Origin of the sequence: Rhizobium etli CFN 42, assembly GCF_000092045.1 — a bacterium.
GTDB lineage: Bacteria > Pseudomonadota > Alphaproteobacteria > Rhizobiales > Rhizobiaceae > Rhizobium > Rhizobium etli.
On the sequence record NC_007761.1, the window covers coordinates 990460 to 1006039 of the forward strand.

Sequence of the window (15580 nt, forward strand, 5' to 3'; positions counted from 1 at the left end):
ATGGGGAGTGTTTTGCCGTAAATGGTTAGCTCTTTGCTAAGCATTCGGCGGACAACCGGCGGCCGTTAACTTGTCGGCGCACCGAATCGGTTCCGGCAGATCAAAGTTACCGCCGGATTATCGTCAGCTCTCCCGCCGGATTGGCGTCAGCTTTCCCGCCGGATTCGCGTCAGCTTTCCGGCTGGAAGCTCAAGAGCTGCCAATTCCCGCCGCCGACGAGGCAGGTCTTGCCGTAAAATTTGGCAATGCCGACATAGGAATGCCGGGTCGTGCGGAACTGCCGGCACACCTGGCCTGACTCATTGTTCTCGACGATCGTATCGATGACGCCGGCGCTGCCGGTGGATGCATTCGCCCAGGGAAGCGGCTGGCCTTCGAGCTTGTTCACATCGGCCGACGTCACGGCGTTGCGCACCGTCATCTCGTCCGAGAGGGTGTCGGTGCTCGGCGGCGTCTGCGGCACGGTGCCGGTGGCCACCGACCGGTCGACCTTGGCTTCGCTCAAGAAATCCATCCCGCCCGCAAGGCAGCCGGAGAGCGACAGCATTGCGGCGCCGACGATCAGGAAGGCACTGCTGCGTTGCCGCAGGCCCTTTGTATGGCGATATGACTTTGCTATGACTTCCACCCTGCGTCCTGTCCAGTTATCAAAAGCTGGGCGAGTTTTGAATAATCCGGGGCATTTGAACCAATATGTCGGCAAACGAGTTAACAAGCGGTGACTTTACCGAAAGTGGCGAGCCCTTCAAGCTCTTTGCCGAATGGCTGAAGGAAGCGGAGGCCTCCGAACCGAACGATCCCAATGCCGTGGCGCTGGCGACGGTCGATGAGCATGGTCTTCCCAATGTCCGCATGGTGCTCCTCAAGGGATTCGACGATGACGGTTTCGTCTTCTACACGAATTTCGAGAGTCAGAAAGGTCGCGAAATCTTGGGGCAGAAGAAAGCCGCCATGTGTTTCCACTGGAAAAGCCTGCGCCGCCAGGTGCGGTTGCGCGGGCCCGTCGAGATCGTGAGCGACGCCGAAGCCGACGCCTATTTCAAGACGCGGGCGCGCGGCAGCCGCATCGGCGCCTGGGCCTCCAAACAATCGCGTCCGCTCGAAAGCCGATTCGCGCTGGAGAAGGCGGTGGCCGAATACACCGCCCGCTACGCCATTGGCGAGATACCCCGGCCTCCCCATTGGTCGGGCTTCCGCATCCGGCCGACCTCGATCGAATTCTGGAAAGATCAGCAGTTCCGCCTGCATGACCGCATAGAATTCCGCCGCCCGTCTCCAGTCGGGGCGTGGGAAAAGGTGCGGATGTATCCCTGACTGCTTTACCTGCCCATCAGTTTCAGCGGAATGCCGGAGGCAAGCGCCGAGACGTAGCGCCGCTTCTGGTAGAAGCCGTTCAGCGACATGCGCGGGAGATAGCTGGTTTTCCCTGCTGCCGGCAGCCCCGGCTGCGTGGTGACGGCGACCGAAAAGCCCAGCCGGCCGGCAAGCCCCGCCTCGCGGGCGCCCGCCGCCTCCGGCGTGCCGTAGGGATAGGCGATCGCGGCGGGACGGACGCCGGTCAGTGCCTCGACGTAATCGGCCGAAACTTCCATCTCAATTCGCGCTTCGGCCTCCGACAGGCGGGCAAGCGCGCGATGGCTGATCGTATGGGCGCCGAGCGCTGCAAGCGGATGTCGGGCGAGCCGCTGCAATTGCGCCGGTCTCATCACCAGATCGCGCACGATATCGGTCGGCTCGATGCCGTTTTCCCTGGCCAGCATATCAAGGGTGGCGACGGCGCGCGCCTCGTCGAAGCGGTGGATATACCGGGCGAAACGGTCGAATGCCTCCCATTGCTGCCGCGGCCCGTCGAGCGCCAGCCGCTCACTGCCGCGGCCGAAATCGAAGCGGATTTCTTTTGCCTGCCGCAATAGGACGGCGAGCGTTTCCCACCAGATGCTGTGGGAGCCTTCGGCAAAACCCTTGGTCACGAACACGGTGAAAGGTGTCCGATGCCGCTCGAATACCGCCAGCGCATACTCCATGTTGTTGATGTAGCCGTCGTCGAGCGTAAAGGCCGCAAACGGTCTGCCGCCCTCCGGCGCGGACAACAGCGCCGGCAGCTCGTCAAGCGGCACGAAGCGATAGCCATCGCGGGTCAGCCGCCGCAGTGCTGCATCGAGAAAGTGCGGGGTGATTTCGAGATGCGCGTTCGGCGCAAAAGTCTCTGCGCGCTGCGGGCGGACATGATGCAGCGTGAAGATGACCCCGCGCCCGCGCGACTGGCGCATGAGGCCGGCCGCGGCGATCAACCAGGACGCCTCGAGCCCGGCGCCGATCGCCGCCCTTTTTGCCAATCGCTTCAATTGCCCCGTCATGCGCCGCCCATTGCTTTTGCGGCAAACTAGCAACCGCAGCTTAAGCCTTGCTCCCGATTTTGCACAACTTCTTTCGTTTTTTGTTAACCAAGACCGTGAAAAGGCTAGAAAAATGGTAGGCGTTGCCGCAAAGTCGCGCCAAACTTGCGGCTTCTGTCACATTACGACACATGGCCGGCCCGATCGAGAGCCAGCGCATCAGGGGGAACTCCATGAGAAAGCTTTTGGCGGCTGTTTTGACCGTAACGCTGGCCGTTTCGGCGCCGCTTGCGGCTCTTGCCGGTAGCGCCTCGCTGATCCTCGATGCCCGGACCGGCAAGGTGCTGGCATCAGAAAACGCCGATACGCTCAACCATCCGGCCTCGCTGACGAAGATGATGACGCTTTATCTCACCTTCGAGGCGCTGAAACGCGGCAAGATCGCCTGGGATACGCCGATCAAAATGTCGAAATACGCTGCCGCGCGGCCGCCGACCAAGCTCGGCGTCAAGGCGGGCGGCACCATCACGGTGCGCGAGGCGGTCTATGGCATGATCGTCAAATCCGCCAATGACGCCGCCGCCGCCATGGCCGAGACGCTCGGCGGCTCGGAGAGCGGTTTTGCCCGGATGATGACGGCCAAGGCCCGCCAGCTCGGCATGAGCCGCACCGTCTTCGTCAATGCATCGGGCCTGCCGAACAGCAGCCAAGTGACGACGGCGCGCGACATGTCGACGCTCGGCGTGGCGCTGATGAAGAATTTTCCCAACGAATACCGCCTGTTTTCGATGGCGAGCTTCAACTTCCGCGGCAAGACCGTGCGCGGCCACAACAATCTCATGTACCGCTACCAGGGCATGGACGGCATCAAGACGGGTTATACCAACGCGTCGGGCTTCAATCTCGTCAGCGCCGTCAGGGACGGCAACCGCCGTGTCGTCGGCGTCGTGCTCGGCGGCCGCACCGCCCGCAGCCGCGATGCCAGGATGGAGGCACTGCTCGACCGCTATCTCGGCCGCGCCTCGTCATCAGGCGGCGCCAAGCTGATGGCGAGCGTCGGCGCCAGGGAGCCGGTGGAAGTCGCTTCCGCGTCTGGCGCTTCCGACGTTCCGGTGCCGCTCAACGCGCAGCGCCCGGACGAAGATCTCGCAACAAAGAGCTTGGCTTATGCCGATGACGCCGTCGTGCCGATGGAGCGTCCGGTCGCGATGGACGAGATTCTGAATGCCGGCAAGGCCGTCAAGGCTCCGGCCGAGAAGACCGATGGAACCTGGCAGATCCAGATTTCGGCCGCGCCGAGTGCCGATGCGGCGCGAGCGCTTCTTGCACAGGCACAGTCGGAAGGCGGCGCGCCGCTGGTTTCCGCCTCGCCCTACACTGAGGCGGTCGGAACGGGCGCCAACAAGATCTATCGCGCCCGCTTTGTCGGCTTCGCCAGCAAGGATGCCGCCGTCTCCGCCTGCGATGCGCTGAAGCAGCGCTCCTACGACTGCATGCTGCTGCCGGACCACGGCTGATCGCCGCACCCAGGCAATCCACTCTGGACAAGCATCGGGAATCAGCGTCTCTTCCGTAAACAAAAGGGGAACACCGATGTTGAGATCGCTTGCCGACCAGTTCGAAACCTCATCGGCCAAATATGCCGCGGCCAACGGCATCGAACGCGACGCCGACTGGTTTTTGTTGAAGCTGCAGGAGGAGGTCGGCGAACTCACCCAGGCCTGGAACCGGTTGACCGGCCGCAGTCGCCGCAGAGAGCGGACGCAGGAAGAGCTCGACCGCGACCTCGCCGACGAGACCGCCGACCTGCTCGGCCATATCCTGCTTTTTGCCCGCCGCAACGACATCGACCTTGCCGCCGCGATCGAACGGAAGTGGCGGTTTCAGCCGGCGCAGACACCGGAGGCGTAAGCACTGCGGCATTGCGCATCCGGATCCGAGAGATCGCGACCGACTTTAGAAGACTGCGCTCAATCCGGTTACCAGCCAGAACGCAAGCGCCGAGATCATCGCGGCGGCGGGCAGGGTGATGATCCACGCCACCACGATATTGCCCGCCAGACCCCAGCGGACCGCAGACACGCGCCTGGCGGCGCCGACGCCGATGATGGCGCCGGTTATGGTGTGGGTGGTGGAAACCGGAATGCCGAGCCAGGTGGCGCCGAAGAGCGTCAAGGCGCCGCCCGTTTCGGCGCAGAATCCTTGCATCGGGTTCAGCCTGGTGATCTTCGAGCCCATCGTATGGACGATGCGCCAGCCGCCGAACAAGGTGCCGAGCGCCATCGCCGCCTGGCATGAGATCACCACCCAGAGCGGCACGTGGAAGCTGCCACCGAGATAGCCCTGCGAGTAAAGAAGCACGGCAATGATGCCCATCGTCTTCTGGGCGTCATTGCCGCCATGACCGAGCGAATAGAGCGACGCCGACACGAATTGCAAGAAACGGAAGGACCGATCGACTGCAAAAGGCGTTTGCCGGATGAAGATCCAGGTTACCGCCAGGATGAGGAACAGTGCCAAAAGAAAACCGATCATCGGCGACATGACGATAGCGGCGGCGGTCTTGAGAAGACCGCTCCAGACGATCGCGCTCAAGCCGGTTTTGGCAAGGCCCGCACCGACCAGCCCGCCGACCAGAGCATGGGATGAACTGGAGGGAATGCCGAAGACCCAGGTCACGACATTCCAGACGATGGCGCCGATCAAGGCCGCGAAAATCACTTGCGGCGTGACGATCGCCGGATCGATGATGCCGGTCCCGAGCGTCTCGGCCACATGCAGGCCGAAGAACAGGAAGGCGATGAAATTGAAGAATGCCGCCCAGAAGACCGCATATTGCGGCCGCAGGACCCGTGTCGAGACGATTGTTGCGATCGAGTTGGCCGCATCATGCAGGCCATTGAGAAAATCGAACAGCAGCGCGACGCCGATCAGGCCGACAAGAAGCGGAAGAGCGAGCGCGACATCCATCAGATATTCTCGATCACGATGCCGCTGATCTCGTTGGCGACGTCCTCGAAACGGTCGACCACCTTCTCCAACTCACCGTAGATTTCGCTGCCGATCATGTAGGCCATCGCATTGCCAGCGCCGTGCCGGCGGAACAGATCCTTGAGCCCCCGCTCGTGCAACTCGTCGGAGCGCCCTTCCACCCGCGTGACCTGCTCGACGATGGCAGAAAGCCGCGGCGCATTGGCGGTCATGCGATCAAGCAACGGAATGGCTTCGGCAATGAGATTGGCAGCTTCCACAACAGTCTTGCCCATCTCCTGCATCCCCGGATCGAAGCTGGTCTGCTCGAAGAGCCGGATGGTTTTGACGGTCTTGTGCATCATGTCGATCGCATCATCCATGGATTGGATGAGATCCTTGATGTCTCCACGATCGAAAGGTGTGATGAAGCTCCGCCGGACGGCCTGCATCACTTCGCGGGTTATATCGTCGGCCTGATCTTCCAACCGCACGATCGTTTCGCATTGATGCTCGATCTCTATGCCCGACAGCAACCTTTCCAGAGCCTGTGCGGCGTCGACGATGGTTCTGGAATGTTGTTCGAAAAGGACGAAGAACCGGTCTTCGCGCGGCATCAACTTTCGAAACCAACCCAGCATGAACACCTCGTAATCTTTGGTCTGCGCTATAGGCGACCAGCCGTCCTAAACCGTATCCCATTGAAGAGATAGGGGTGAATTTAAGTTTATGACAGATTTGTGACAACGGCGCTCTTGAAGTAGAGATATAGTTGAGGAACATTGGCGGCGCCCGAACCTTGGTTCAGCGTCCCAGGCTTCTTTTTCACGATTAATCTAGCGCTCAGGAGATTACCATGGCTTCCGCCACCAATGATGGCCGGCCGCGGAGGCTGAAGCCAATGCCGAAGAAAGCTAGATCCTATCTCGGCCGGCTGGCAGGCGCGACCGACCAGCTCTTTAGGGGGGAAGCAATCGAGCAGTTTGCGGCGATCTGTTACCGAAAAGTCGGCGACAACTTGGTTGAGGTCCTCCTGATCACATCGCGCGACAGTGGCCGCTGGATCATTCCCAAGGGCTGGCCTATTGCGAAGCTCGCACCCCACCAGGTTGCCGAGCGCGAGGCTTGGGAGGAGGCCGGGGTGAAGGGTAAGGCCAGGAAGCGCCTGTTTGGCTTCTACACCTATATCAAGATGCTGGCCAACGGTGAACGCGTTCCTTCCGTCGTTCAGGTCCATCTCTTGCAAGCCGAAAAAATTGATGAGAAGTTTCCGGAGGAAAAACAACGAAACAGCCGATGGCTCCCGCCTCTCGAAGCCGCTGCTCTCGTCCGCGAGCCCGGACTGAAAAGCTTGCTGGGCAAGGTTGAAAAAATGGTGGTGAAACTGCCGAAAGCCTAAGACCGAGACCCGCCGAAAGTTTTCGGAATGACATTCTCTTTCGTCAGCCGACCTTATAGCGGTAGAACTTGCTGTCCACTGCCATCAGCGGGAAGGCCCGGGGCAGGGCGCCCTTGGCGACCTCGACAAAGCCGTTCTTCTCGTAGAAGCGATGCGCGGCGACGAACTTGTCCGTCGTGCCGAGGAAGATGTCGGTGAGGCCGGCATCTCTGGCGTGGTCGAACAGGCGCTCGAGAAGCCGCGCCGCCACGCCATATTCACGGCCGCGAACCTCGGCGGCGACGAACATCTTGCGCAGCGCCGCCTGGTTGTTGCCGATATCCTTCAAGCCCACCGTGCCGACGATGACGCCATCCTTGACCGCCACCCAGAACTGGCCTTTGCCGGACTGGTAGAAATCCGGAATGACCCTGAGATCCGGCTGCGCATCGGCGGTGATGTCGATGCCGAACTCTTCGCGCTGGATCGGCAGGATCACCGAAAGCACGTCGTCGGCATCGCCGTCGGCAAAAGGTCTGATTTCGATCTCCGCCATCGGCTCCTCCCGTCTCAGGTCTGCGTACCGCCGACCGTCACCTGATCCATGCGCAGATGCGGCTGGCCGACGCCGACCGGAACCCATTGGCCGGCCTTGCCGCAATTGCCGATGCCGGTGTCGAGCTTCATGTCGTTGCCGATCATCGACACCCGCTTCATCGCATCCGGGCCGTTGCCGATCAGCATGGCGCCCTTGATCGGCGCGCCGAGCTTGCCGTTCTCGATCAGATAGGCTTCGGTGCAGCCGAAAACGAATTTGCCAGAGGTGATGTCGACCTGGCCGCCGCCGAAGGAGACGGCATAGATGCCCTTCTTCACCGAAGCAATGATCTCTTCGGGCGTCTTGTCGCCGCCGAGCATATAGGTGTTGGTCATGCGCGGCATCGGCACGTGGGCATAGCCCTGGCGGCGGCCGTTGCCCGTAGGCGCCATGCCCATCAGCCGGGCATTCTGCCGGTCCTGCATGTAGCCGACCAGCTTGCCGTTCTCGATCAGCACGTTGTAGCCGGACGGCGTGCCCTCGTCGTCGATGGTGATCGAGCCGCGGCGGTTGTCGATCGTGCCGTCATCAACGACGGTCACGCCGGGCGCGGCGACGATCTGGCCGAGAAGGCCTGCAAAGGCCGACGTCTTCTTGCGGTTGAAATCGCCTTCCAGCCCGTGACCGACCGCCTCATGCAGCATTACGCCCGGCCAGCCGGAACCGAGAACGACATCCATGGTACCGGCCGGCGCATCGATCGCTTCGAGATTGACGAGCGCCTGGCGCAGCGCTTCGTCGGCGCCATACCGCCAGCTGCCCTCGGCGATGAAATCGCCGAAGCCGATGCGCCCGCCGCTGCCGTAGGAGCCGCTCTCCTGCCGCTCGCCTTCACCGACGACGACGGAAATGTTGATGCGGGTCATCGGCCGGATGTCGCGCACACGATGGCCATCGGCGCGCAGGATGTCGACGACCTGCCAGCTCGCCGCGACCGAGGCGGTTACCTGCCGCACCTTGTCGTCCTTGCCCCTGAGGTAGGCGTCGATATCCTGCAGGACCTTGACCTTCTCCTCGAAACTCGGCTGGCCGATCGGGTTCTGGTCGCCGTAGAATTTCTTGTTGGTGCCCTGGGGAGCCGCGGCATAGGTGCCGGAATAGCCGCGCGTCACCGCGCCGACCGCATCGGCCGCCCGCTTCAGCGCCGCCACCGAGAGGTCGCCGGCATGGGCATAACCCACGGCTTCGCCCGCAACGGCGCGAAGTCCGAAACCCTGTTCGGTGTTGAAGCTACCGCCCTTCAGCCGGCCATTGTCGAAGGTCAGCGCTTCGGCCTGGGCATGCTCGATAAACAGCTCGCCGTCGTCGGCGCCGGCGAGCGCCTCGGCGACGAGACCACGCATCGTGGCTTCGTCGGCGTCGAAAAGCGTCAGGAGATCGGTGGTCATGGTCTGGCTCCAATGGGCATGCGGGAATGCGCCTACTCACCTAGATAGGGCTTCAACTGATAAAGAGTGAAGCCCTGTCGCGGAATATTCTGTGTCGGGCAAGATTTCCAGGAGAAGGTGATAGACGAGTGGGACAAAGAAGCGCGCGGCATATCTCTTCTCCCCTCGGGGAGAAGGTGCCGGCAGGCGAATGAGGGGCCACACGGCACGCCCTCTCAACTCCTGTCCAACCACGCCGATGGCAGCGACTCTAAGACAGTCGAGACCATGCCAGTGCGGCCGAAGTCCGGATGAACGTTCTTCTTATTGGAAGGCCGGCTTTGCGGCCCCCTCCTCCGGGCACCTTCTCCCCGAGGGGAGAAGAGGGACCGATAGGCCGCGGTACATATCAGCAGCCCTCAGGGCAGGGCGTCGAAACCTTCGGCGAAGCCCTTGAGGTCGACAGGGATGCCGATGCCTTCTTCCGGGGTCTGGAAGACGATGAAGGTGGCCTGGGCGCCGCTGCGGAAGGTCTTGAGCAGCTCGTCCTCGAGCACGACTTCGGCATAACAGCCATCGGCGAAGCAGCGGACGAAATAGGCGCGGCCGATATCCTTGCCGTCGACATTGAGGCCGAGGCCGTTCGGCAGGAGTACGCCGAGCGGCGCCAGCACGCGCAGGATCTTCGATTTGCGATCGGCCGTCTTCAGCACGACGACGGAAAGCCCGACCTCCGGCCGGTCCTCGGCGATGACGTTCTGCATCAGCGCACATTGTTCGGTCGCCGCACCGGCCGGCTTGTCGCAGACGACGGACCATGCGCCGTGGTTGGATTTCACCGTGCCGGGCGCCTGCGGCTGCGTCTGGCCGGGCGTCACCTGCTCGGCACGCGGGCTCGCGGCATTCGGCTGCTGCGGAGCGGGGGCAGGGGCGGCCGGTGCTGGTGTGGCGGGTTGGGCCGGGGGAGGAGCGGGTTGCTGTGCGAAGACGGGCGTCGCCGCTGCGGCCGCGATGCTGGCAGTCACGAGAAGCGACCGCGCGAGGGAACGGAAACCCATGGAAACCTCTGGATATCGAATCATTGCGGCTATTGTTGAAGCTGCCCACCGGAAATGAAAAGCCCCACCCCGTGAAAACCGGGGGACTGCGGCAGAAATTGGACCTTTGTCAAATAATGTACTGTGGTCGAATCGGCCGGAAAGCGCATCTTTCATATGCTGATGAACAACTTGGGATGTTTTGCCGTTCGGCCTGCCTGTGCTTTAGAGCCTTTCCTGGTTAGATTGAAGCATTCTGCCGGAGCAGGTTTGCGTCAGGGCAGAGGCGATTGGCGACGGGCATACCCCTTGGTACGTCCGAGCCGGTCGACCATCCGACTCCGTTTGAGCCAACACAATGCTTCAATCTAACCAGGAAGGGCTCTAAGCAAAAATGCCGCATAGACAATTGCTCTGGCCTGTTGCGGCAAATGCCAAACTGTGGTTTGAAGCGCTGAAGATGGCAAGGATTCTGCGTTCGATTTTGCAGGTCAAGCGCTCGAGGGAGATAATAAGGTGATGAAGAAGGCTTATGCAGCTCTGACCGCACTGGTCTGTCTGCTTTTTGCTTCCGGCACATATGCCGACCAGCCGACGCCGTGGCAGGCGACGCTGCAGCCGGCGGCGACGCCGATTATGCGGGAAATTCATTGGTTCGAACAATATACCCTGTGGTTTATCGTTCCGATCACGCTCTTCGTTCTGATCCTGCTCATCGTCGTCTGCTTCAAGTTCCGCGCCGGCGCCAACCCGGTTCCGTCGCGCACGAGCCACAATACGCTGATCGAGGTCATCTGGACCGTGGGGCCGGTCCTGGTGCTGCTCTTCCTCGCCATTCCCTCGTTCAATCTTCTGACGGCGCAGCTGACGCTGCCCGAAAATCCTGACGTGACGATCAAGGCGACCGCCACCCAGTGGCAGTGGAACTATGAATACGAAGGTTCGGGCGAGACTCCGCTCGCCTTCGATTCCTACCTCTTGAAGGATCAGGATCGTGCGGCCGCCGGCAAGGAAGACAAGTCGGTCTATCCGAGACTGCTCGCCGTCGACAACGAACTGGTGCTGCCGGTCAACAAGACGGTGCGCGTTCTCGTGACCGCGGCCCCCACCGACGTCATCCACGCTTTCGCCATGCCGTCCTTCGGCATCAAGATCGACGCCGTGCCGGGCCGCCTGAACGAGACCTGGTTCAGGGCCGAGCGCGAAGGCCTGTTCTATGGCCAGTGTTCCGAGCTCTGCGGCAAGGACCATGCGTTCATGCCGATCGCCATCCGCGTCGTCTCCGAGGACAAGTACAAGCAGTGGCTGACCGCAGCCGCCAGCGACCTGCCCGGCGCCTACAAGACACTCATGGCCGCAACCGATGGTCCCGCAAAGACCGTCGACGTCGCCGAAGCACAGTAATTAAGGGGATCGGGACAATGGCTGGACCTTCCGCTCACGACGATCATTCTCACGCCCGCCACGACCATGCGCATGATGATCACGATCACCATGATCACGGGCACAAGCCGAGCTTTGTCAATCGCTGGCTGTTCTCGACCAACCACAAGGACATCGGCACGCTCTACCTGATCTTCGCGATCATCGCCGGCATCATCGGCGGCGCGCTGTCGGTGGCCATGCGCATGGAGCTGCAGGAGCCGGGCATCCAGATCTTCCACGGCCTGGCCTCGATGGTCTACGGCTATGAGGGCGATGCCGCCATCGACGGCGCCAAGCAGATGTTCAACATGTTCACGACGGCGCACGCGCTGATCATGATCTTCTTCATGGTGATGCCGGCGATGATCGGCGGTTTCGCCAACTGGATGGTGCCGATCATGATCGGCGCCCCCGACATGGCCTTCCCGCGCCTGAACAACATCTCCTTCTGGCTGATCGTTCCGGCCTTCGCGCTGCTCCTGCTGTCGATGTTCGTCGAAGGCCCGGCAGGCGCTTACGGTACGGGCGGCGGCTGGACGATGTATCCGCCGCTGGCAACGAGCGGCACGCCGGGACCGGCGGTCGACCTGGCGATCTTCGCGCTCCACATTGCCGGCGCCTCGTCGATCCTTGGTGCGATCAACTTCATCACCACGATCCTCAACATGCGCGCCCCCGGCATGACGCTGCACAAGATGCCGCTCTTTGCCTGGTCGGTGCTGATCACCGCCTTCCTGCTGCTGCTGTCGCTGCCGGTTCTGGCAGGCGGCATCACCATGCTGCTGACGGACCGCAACTTCGGCACCTCGTTCTTCTCGCCGGAAGGCGGCGGTGACCCGATCCTCTACCAGCACCTGTTCTGGTTCTTCGGTCACCCCGAGGTCTATATTCTCATCCTGCCGGGCTTCGGCATGATCAGCCACATCATCTCGACCTTCTCGAAAAAGCCGATCTTCGGTTATCTCGGCATGGCCTACGCCATGGTCGCGATCGGCGCCGTCGGCTTCGTCGTCTGGGCCCACCATATGTATACGGTCGGTCTGTCGCTCGATGCGCAGCGCTACTTCGTCTTCGCCACGATGGTCATCGCCGTTCCGACGGGCGTGAAGATCTTCTCCTGGATCGCGACGATGTGGGGCGGGTCGATCTCGTTCCGCACCCCGATGATCTGGGCGATCGGCTTCATCTTCCTGTTCACGGTCGGCGGCGTCACCGGCGTCCAGCTTGCCAATGCCGGTCTCGACCGCTCGCTGCATGACACCTATTACGTCGTGGCTCACTTCCACTACGTTCTGTCGCTCGGTGCCGTCTTCGCGATCTTTGCCGGCTGGTATTACTGGTTCCCGAAGATGACCGGCTACATGTACAACGAATTCCTCGGCAAGCTGCATTTCTGGGTCATGTTCATCGGCGTCAATCTGGTGTTCTTCCCGCAGCACTTCCTCGGCCTCGCAGGCATGCCGCGCCGCTACATCGATTATCCGGATGCCTTTGCCGGCTGGAACTATGTTTCCTCGATCGGCTCCTACATCTCGGCCTTCGGCGTGCTGATCTTCCTCTTCTCGGTCTTCGAGGCCTTCGCCAAGAAGCGCATCGCCGGTGAAAATCCGTGGGGCGAAGGTGCGACGACGCTGGAATGGCAGCTGCCTTCGCCGCCGCCCTACCACCAGTGGGAGCAGTTGCCGCGCATCAAGTAAGACGCGCGGAAAACCGGACGCCGCATTCGAAACGGCGTCCGGCATAAGTAAATTCAGGACGGAATGATGACGGTTATCGACAATCACGAGGCGCTTGCAGAGGACGGCGAAATGTCGGAAGCGAGCGCGCGCGATTATTTCGAGCTTCTGAAGCCGCGGGTCATGTCGCTCGTGGTCTTCACCGCTTTTGCCGGTCTCGTGCTGGCACCGGGGCATATCAATCCCGTCCTCGGCCTGATCGCCATCCTCTGCATCGCCGTCGGCGCCGGCGCCTCCGGTGCGCTCAACATGTGGTACGACGCCGATATCGACGCCATCATGAGCCGCACGGCCAAGCGTCCGATCCCTGCCGGCCGCATCGCGCCGTCGGAGGCGCTGGCCTTCGGCCTGGTGCTGTCGGGCTTTTCGGTCGTCATTCTCGGCCTTGCCGTCAACTGGCTCTCGGCCGCCATCCTCGCCTTCACCATCTTCTTCTACGCCGTCATCTACACCATGTGGCTGAAGCGTTCGACGCCGCAGAACATCGTCATCGGCGGTGCCGCCGGCGCCTTCCCGCCGATGATCGGCTGGGCCTGTGTCACGAATTCGGTGACGATCGAGAGCACCGTGCTCTTCCTGATCATCTTCCTGTGGACACCGGCGCATTTCTGGGCGCTGGCCCTCTTCAAGATGCGCGACTACGAGGCCGTCGGCGTGCCGATGTTGCCGAATGTTTCCGGCGAGCGGGTCACCAAGCATCAGATCGTCGCTTATGCGGTGCTGACCGCCATCTGCGCGGTCCTGCCGTCCTTCCTCGGTTTCGCGAGCTTCGGCTACGGCCTCGTCGCCGCCGCCCTGGGGGCGATCTTCGTCTACTGTTCCATCGCCGTCTGGCGCATGCCGGACGGCGATCTGAAGATGATCCCGGCAAAGAAGCTCTTCGCCTTCTCGATTTTCTATCTGTTCGCCGTCTTCTCCGCCCTGATGATCGACCGGTTGGCCGCCATACTGGTCTCGCAAGCAGGAGGCTCGTTCTGATGGATCTCGTCAAGCTCACCGAAAAGCAGATGAAGTCGCGCCGCAACCGCAACATCGCCCTCGGGCTGGTGCTCGCCGGCCTCGCCGTTCTCTTCTACGTGATGGCGATCGTGAAGATGGGCGGGGGAGTGGCCGGATGAGCGACAAGGCCGCCGCACCGAGGAAACAGGGGCGCAATAACGGCGCCGTTGTCATGATGTGCCTGAGCTTCGTCTTCGGCATGGGCGCGATGAGCTATGCCGCCGTGCCGCTCTACCGCATCTTCTGTCAGGTGACCGGCTATAACGGCACGACGCAACGCGTCGAGCAGATGTCGAGCGTCGTGCTCGACCGCAAGATGCGCGTGACCTTCGACGCCAATGTCGCCCCCGGCCTGCAGTGGAATTTCAAGCCGGTCGAGCGCGAAGTCAATCCGAAGATCGGCGAAACCATCCAGGTCAATTTCGTCGCCGAGAACAAGTCGAACGAAACCCAGCGCGGCCAGGCGGTGTTCAACGTCACGCCGGGCGAGGCGGGCGCCTATTTCAACAAGGTGCAATGTTTCTGCTTTACGGAAACGGACCTGAAGCCGGGCGAGAAGCTGGAAATGCCGGTCGTGTTCTATATCGACCCTGAAATCGTCAAGGCGGTGGAATCGAAGGATATCCACACGGTGACGCTGTCATACACGTTCTACCCGAAAGAGGGTCCGAAGCCTGTCGCTTCGAATGAGGGTGGAACGGTGAAGATTGAAAAGAAACTTTGATCAAGGCTCGTTTCCGGCTATGCCGGGAGCGAAGTGAGGAAGACATCCGGGGATAGTTAGATGGCCGATGCGCATCAGAAGAATCACGACTACCACATCATCGATCCGAGCCCGTGGCCGATTCTCGCCTCGCTCGGCGCCTTCATCATGGCGATCGGCGGCGTCTGCTATATGCGTTACCTGAACGGCGGCTCCTTCAAGCTCGCCGGCGCCGAACTCGCCAATCCGTGGCTCTTCTATATCGGCCTCGTGCTGGTTTTCTACGTCATGTACGGCTGGTGGGCAGATACGGTGAAGGAAGCCCATGAGGGCTCCCACACCCGCGTCGTTTCGCTGCACCTGCGCTACGGCATGATCATGTTCATCGCTTCGGAAGTGATGTTCTTCGTCGCCTGGTTCTGGGCCTATTTCGACGCCAGCCTGTTTCCGAACGAGGCCATTCAGGCCTCGCGCATGGCCTATACCGGCGGCGTCTGGCCCCCGAAGGGCATCGAAGTCCTCGATCCCTGGCACCTGCCGATCTACAACACCGTCATCCTGCTGCTCTCCGGCACGACGGTGACCTGGGCGCACCATGCGCTGCTGCACAACGACCGAAAGGGCCTCGTTCAGGGGCTGACGTTGACCGTGCTGCTCGGCATCCTGTTCTCCAGCGTGCAGGCCTACGAATATGCTCACGCTCCATTCGACTTCAAGAATTCGATCTATGGCGCGACTTTCTTCATGGCGACGGGCTTCCACGGTTTCCACGTCCTCGTCGGCACCATCTTCCTTCTGGTGTGCCTGCTGCGCGCGCTGCGCGGCGACTTCACCCCGAAGCAGCATTTCGGCTTCGAGGCGGCCGCCTGGTACTGGCACTTCGTCGACGTCGTCTGGCTGTTCCTGTTCTTCTGCATCTACGTCTGGGGCGGCTGGGGCGCTCCGGTCGCCGCAGGCTGATCGGGACGATATGCAAACAAAAGGCGGGCCTGGTGCCCGCCTTTTTGTATTTGGCCTCGCTCCGTAGGATA

At 61.7% G+C, this 15580-nt stretch carries 17 protein-coding genes; 10 read left to right on the plus strand and 7 right to left on the minus strand.

The window, feature by feature from the left end; translation table 11 throughout:
- Positions 1 to 169 precede the first annotated feature (169 nt).
- On the minus strand, positions 170 to 628 hold the full coding sequence (locus RHE_RS04740; RefSeq protein ID WP_011424287.1) for an RT0821/Lpp0805 family surface protein: 459 nt from the start codon (positions 626 to 628) through the stop codon (positions 170 to 172).
- A gap of 65 nt (positions 629 to 693) precedes the next feature.
- On the opposite strand from RHE_RS04740, the gene pdxH reads away from it, so the two are divergent.
- Positions 694 to 1314, plus strand: a complete 621-nt coding sequence (gene pdxH, locus RHE_RS04745) for a pyridoxamine 5'-phosphate oxidase (protein WP_011424288.1) — start codon at positions 694 to 696, stop codon at positions 1312 to 1314.
- Positions 1315 to 1319: 5 nt separating this feature from the next.
- Here pdxH and RHE_RS04750 read toward each other — a convergent pair whose 3' ends face one another.
- A complete protein-coding gene (locus tag RHE_RS04750) occupies positions 1320 to 2357 on the minus strand; it encodes a polysaccharide deacetylase family protein (protein ID WP_042118002.1) in 1038 nt (345 codons plus the stop codon).
- A gap of 212 nt (positions 2358 to 2569) precedes the next feature.
- Between RHE_RS04750 and RHE_RS04755 the strand changes: the two genes are divergently transcribed.
- The gene (locus RHE_RS04755) at positions 2570 to 3853 is read left to right on the plus strand and encodes a D-alanyl-D-alanine carboxypeptidase family protein (protein ID WP_042119175.1); all 1284 of its coding nucleotides are present in this window, start codon (positions 2570 to 2572) and stop codon (positions 3851 to 3853) included.
- Between the two features lie 76 nt (positions 3854 to 3929).
- Positions 3930 to 4247: a nucleoside triphosphate pyrophosphohydrolase family protein gene (locus tag RHE_RS04760; RefSeq protein ID WP_011424292.1), complete on the plus strand. Its 318-nt coding sequence runs from the start codon at positions 3930 to 3932 to the stop codon at positions 4245 to 4247.
- A 45-nt stretch (positions 4248 to 4292) separates the two neighbouring features.
- On the opposite strand, the gene RHE_RS04765 is transcribed toward RHE_RS04760, so the two are convergent.
- Positions 4293 to 5306: an inorganic phosphate transporter gene (locus RHE_RS04765; RefSeq protein ID WP_011424293.1), complete on the minus strand. Its 1014-nt coding sequence runs from the start codon at positions 5304 to 5306 to the stop codon at positions 4293 to 4295.
- Positions 5306 to 5947 (minus strand): DUF47 family protein, encoded by a 642-nt coding sequence (locus tag RHE_RS04770; protein WP_011424294.1) that lies wholly within the window; start codon positions 5945 to 5947, stop codon positions 5306 to 5308. The genes RHE_RS04765 and RHE_RS04770 overlap by 1 nt, the downstream gene beginning before the upstream one ends.
- Positions 5948 to 6162: 215 nt before the next feature.
- Here RHE_RS04770 and RHE_RS04775 point away from each other — a divergent pair, with 215 nt between their 5' ends.
- Positions 6163 to 6705, plus strand: coding sequence for an NUDIX hydrolase (locus tag RHE_RS04775; protein ID WP_011424295.1), 543 nt, complete (start codon positions 6163 to 6165; stop codon positions 6703 to 6705).
- Positions 6706 to 6748: 43 nt separating this feature from the next.
- On the opposite strand, the gene RHE_RS04780 is transcribed toward RHE_RS04775, so the two are convergent.
- The 3 genes from RHE_RS04780 to RHE_RS04790 form a co-directional block, all read right to left on the minus strand.
- On the minus strand, positions 6749 to 7240 hold the full coding sequence (locus RHE_RS04780; RefSeq protein WP_011424296.1) for a GNAT family N-acetyltransferase: 492 nt from the start codon (positions 7238 to 7240) through the stop codon (positions 6749 to 6751).
- Positions 7241 to 7254: 14 nt separating this feature from the next.
- A complete protein-coding gene (gene tldD / locus RHE_RS04785) occupies positions 7255 to 8670 on the minus strand; it encodes a metalloprotease TldD (protein WP_011424297.1) in 1416 nt (471 codons plus the stop codon).
- 398 nt (positions 8671 to 9068) lie between these two features.
- Entirely contained in the window at positions 9069 to 9731 is a 663-nt protein-coding gene (locus RHE_RS04790) for an invasion associated locus B family protein (protein ID WP_073990364.1), read from the minus strand.
- Between the two features lie 474 nt (positions 9732 to 10205).
- Between RHE_RS04790 and coxB the strand changes: the two genes are divergently transcribed.
- The 6 genes from coxB to RHE_RS04820 all read left to right on the plus strand — a co-directional run bounded on the left by coxB (position 10206) and on the right by RHE_RS04820 (position 15509).
- Positions 10206 to 11090 carry a cytochrome c oxidase subunit II gene (gene coxB / locus RHE_RS04795; protein ID WP_011424299.1) on the plus strand — a complete coding sequence of 295 codons (885 nt, stop codon included), beginning with the start codon at positions 10206 to 10208 and terminating at the stop codon, positions 11088 to 11090.
- 17 nt (positions 11091 to 11107) lie between these two features.
- Complete coding sequence (gene ctaD, locus RHE_RS04800) at positions 11108 to 12808, plus strand: cytochrome c oxidase subunit I (protein ID WP_011424300.1); 1701 nt, start codon at positions 11108 to 11110, stop codon at positions 12806 to 12808.
- Positions 12809 to 12874: 66 nt separating this feature from the next.
- Positions 12875 to 13825 carry a heme o synthase gene (locus RHE_RS04805; RefSeq protein WP_011424301.1) on the plus strand — a complete coding sequence of 317 codons (951 nt, stop codon included), beginning with the start codon at positions 12875 to 12877 and terminating at the stop codon, positions 13823 to 13825.
- Positions 13825 to 13965: a hypothetical protein gene (locus RHE_RS33200; RefSeq protein WP_020920577.1), complete on the plus strand. Its 141-nt coding sequence runs from the start codon at positions 13825 to 13827 to the stop codon at positions 13963 to 13965. Before RHE_RS04805 ends, RHE_RS33200 begins: the two co-directional genes overlap by 1 nt.
- Positions 13962 to 14570: a cytochrome c oxidase assembly protein gene (locus RHE_RS04815; RefSeq protein WP_011424302.1), complete on the plus strand. Its 609-nt coding sequence runs from the start codon at positions 13962 to 13964 to the stop codon at positions 14568 to 14570. Before RHE_RS33200 ends, RHE_RS04815 begins: the two co-directional genes overlap by 4 nt.
- Positions 14571 to 14630: 60 nt before the next feature.
- Positions 14631 to 15509, plus strand: coding sequence for a cytochrome c oxidase subunit 3 (locus tag RHE_RS04820; protein WP_011424303.1), 879 nt, complete (start codon positions 14631 to 14633; stop codon positions 15507 to 15509).
- Positions 15510 to 15580: the final 71 nt, after the last annotated feature.

Excerpts from the sequence above, each read along its gene's own strand:
- pdxH (WP_011424288.1), top strand. The coding sequence starts at position 694 with ATGTCGGCAAACGAGTTAACAAGCGGTGACTTTACCGAAAGTGGCGAG.
- RHE_RS04750 (WP_042118002.1), bottom strand. The coding sequence starts at position 2,357 with ATGACGGGGCAATTGAAGCGATTGGCAAAAAGGGCGGCGATCGGCGCC.
- RHE_RS04755 (WP_042119175.1), top strand. The coding sequence starts at position 2,570 with ATGAGAAAGCTTTTGGCGGCTGTTTTGACCGTAACGCTGGCCGTTTCG.
- RHE_RS04760 (WP_011424292.1), top strand. The coding sequence starts at position 3,930 with ATGTTGAGATCGCTTGCCGACCAGTTCGAAACCTCATCGGCCAAATAT.
- RHE_RS04765 (WP_011424293.1), bottom strand. The coding sequence starts at position 5,306 with ATGGATGTCGCGCTCGCTCTTCCGCTTCTTGTCGGCCTGATCGGCGTC.
- RHE_RS04770 (WP_011424294.1), bottom strand. The coding sequence starts at position 5,947 with ATGCTGGGTTGGTTTCGAAAGTTGATGCCGCGCGAAGACCGGTTCTTC.
- RHE_RS04775 (WP_011424295.1), top strand. The coding sequence starts at position 6,163 with ATGGCTTCCGCCACCAATGATGGCCGGCCGCGGAGGCTGAAGCCAATG.
- RHE_RS04780 (WP_011424296.1), bottom strand. The coding sequence starts at position 7,240 with ATGGCGGAGATCGAAATCAGACCTTTTGCCGACGGCGATGCCGACGAC.
- tldD (WP_011424297.1), bottom strand. The coding sequence starts at position 8,670 with ATGACCACCGATCTCCTGACGCTTTTCGACGCCGACGAAGCCACGATG.
- RHE_RS04790 (WP_073990364.1), bottom strand. The coding sequence starts at position 9,731 with ATGATTCGATATCCAGAGGTTTCCATGGGTTTCCGTTCCCTCGCGCGG.
- coxB (WP_011424299.1), top strand. The coding sequence starts at position 10,206 with ATGAAGAAGGCTTATGCAGCTCTGACCGCACTGGTCTGTCTGCTTTTT.
- ctaD (WP_011424300.1), top strand. The coding sequence starts at position 11,108 with ATGGCTGGACCTTCCGCTCACGACGATCATTCTCACGCCCGCCACGAC.
- RHE_RS04805 (WP_011424301.1), top strand. The coding sequence starts at position 12,875 with ATGACGGTTATCGACAATCACGAGGCGCTTGCAGAGGACGGCGAAATG.
- RHE_RS33200 (WP_020920577.1), top strand. The coding sequence starts at position 13,825 with ATGGATCTCGTCAAGCTCACCGAAAAGCAGATGAAGTCGCGCCGCAAC.
- RHE_RS04815 (WP_011424302.1), top strand. The coding sequence starts at position 13,962 with ATGAGCGACAAGGCCGCCGCACCGAGGAAACAGGGGCGCAATAACGGC.
- RHE_RS04820 (WP_011424303.1), top strand. The coding sequence starts at position 14,631 with ATGGCCGATGCGCATCAGAAGAATCACGACTACCACATCATCGATCCG.